Source organism: Haladaptatus sp. (assembly GCF_049589095.1).
In the GTDB taxonomy this organism is placed as follows: Archaea; Halobacteriota; Halobacteria; order Halobacteriales; family Haladaptataceae; genus Haladaptatus.
Window position 1 is genome coordinate 1 of the sequence record NZ_JBAWAC010000368.1, and the last position, 2,032, is coordinate 2,032.

The 2,032-nt window shown below is 64.7% G+C and carries 2 protein-coding genes; both read left to right on the forward strand.

From position 1 onward, the window contains the following. Positions 1 to 106: 106 nt before the first annotated feature. Complete coding sequence (gene trpC, locus WBV42_RS11525) at positions 107 to 865, forward strand: indole-3-glycerol phosphate synthase (protein WP_423986162.1); 759 nt, start codon at positions 107 to 109, stop codon at positions 863 to 865. Next, positions 862 to 2,032 (forward strand): tryptophan synthase subunit beta (gene trpB, locus WBV42_RS11530; RefSeq protein ID WP_423986163.1); only part of this gene is annotated, 1,171 nt, incomplete at its 3' end. The genes trpC and trpB, both read left to right, overlap by 4 nt.

The following is a 2,032-nucleotide window of genomic DNA, read 5'->3' on the forward strand; positions in this document are numbered from 1 at the left end:
GATTCCGGCAGTCTCGTCCATACGGACGCGAACGAACCTCACGACCTTCAAGATTCGTCCCCCGGACGCAAGTCTTATGTACAAACTAGTCCGTTGATGTACTACAATGAACGTAGATGGTGCGCTCGCACCCGCGGTCGAGTCCATCCTCCGGACCGCTCGGGAGCGGGTACCGGACGAGGAGACAGAACGGGTGTCCGTGACTCCCCGTTCGTTTCCGGACGCGCTCGCGGCGGCGGCGGACAACGGACGGATGCCGTTGATCGCGGAGGTAAAGCCGACCAGTCCGACGACGGAGGGCGAACGAAGCGACGACCCCGTCGAACTGGCCGAAACGATGGTCGAAAACGGGGCCGCCGCCCTGTCGGTGCTGACCGAACCGGACCACTTCGGCGGCGATTCGGAAAACCTCCGGCGAATCCGCGAGGCGGTCGACGTTCCCGTCCTCCGCAAGGACTTCATCGTTCGGGAGGAGCAACTGGACGTCGTGGAGGCCGACCTCGTCCTCCTCATCGTACGGTTCGTGGACGATTTGGCAGGTCTGCTTTCGGCCGCCGAAGAGCGCGGCTTTCAGGTGCTCGTCGAAGTTCACAGCGGGGAGGAGTTGGCGGAAGCGCTCGACGCCGGTGCGGACATCGTCGGCGTGAACAACCGTGACCTCGCACGACTGGAAGTCGATCTGGACACCTTCGAGTCGGTATCGCCCGCGGTACCGAACGACGTAACCCTCGTCGCCGAAAGCGGCATCACCACGACGGAGGACGCCCGTCGAATGCGGGATGCGGGCGCGGACGGCCTGCTCGTCGGAAGCGCGATCATGGACGGCGACGTGGCCGAGAACACGCGGAGGTTGGTCAACGCATGAGTGAGACGAACGAAACGAACGAGAGGAACGCGATGAACGAAGCGAACGAAACGAAGTTCGGCGAATACGGCGGCCAGTACGTTCCGGAAGTGCTGATGCCCGCCATCGAGGAGTTGCAATCGGCCTACGAACGCTACGTCCTCGACAACGAGGACGGTTTCATGGACGAGTTCCGCCGCCACATGCGGGACTTCGGCGGACGACCGACGCCGCTCCAGCGTGCGGACGCGCTGAGCGAGCGCTACGGGAAGGAAATCTACCTCAAACGAGAGGACCTGGTCCACGGCGGCGCGCACAAACTGAACAACGCGCTCGGTCAGGTCCTGTTGGCGAAGTACATGGGCAAGGAGCGAATCGTCGCCGAAACGGGCGCGGGCCAGCACGGCACCGCGACCGCGATGGCCGCCGCCTACCTCGACATCGACTGTGAGGTGTTCATGGGTCGCACCGACATCAACCGCCAGCGCCCGAACGTCTTCCGGATGCGAACCCACGACGCCCAGGTCAACCCCGTCGATGTCGGGTCGGGAACGCTGAAGGAGGCCATCAACGAGACCATGCGCGACTGGGCGACCAACGTCGAGGACACCCACTACGTCATCGGGAGCGTCGTCGGCCCGCACCCGTTCCCGAAGATGGTGCGCGATTTCCAGTCGGTCATCAGCGAGGAGTCCCGCGAACAGATTCGGGAACAGGCCGGACGACTGCCGGACAGCGTCGTCGCCTGCGCTGGCGGCGGGTCGAACACGATGGGCGCGTTCCACAACTTCGTCGAGGATGAAGACGTCTCGCTGTTCGCCGTCGAAGCGGGCGGGTCGGGGCTGACGATCAACGAAGCGGAGGGCGTCGCACCACATTCGGCCTCACTGGGAACCGGCCAGGACGGCGTGCTCCACGGGGCGCGGACGAAACTGCTCCAGAGCGAGGACGGACAGATACTCGAATCCCACAGCGTGAGTGCAGGACTCGACTACTCCGGCGTCGGCCCGGAACTCGCTCATCTCGTCGAAACCGGCCGCGTGACGCCGGTCAACGTCGGCGACGATGCGGCGCTCGAAGCGTTCCACCGACTCTCGAAGTTGGAGGGGATCATCCCCGCGCTGGAATCGAGTCACGCGGTTGCCTACCTAGAACGCGCGGCGCGTTGCGCCGCGGATGGGTCGAGCG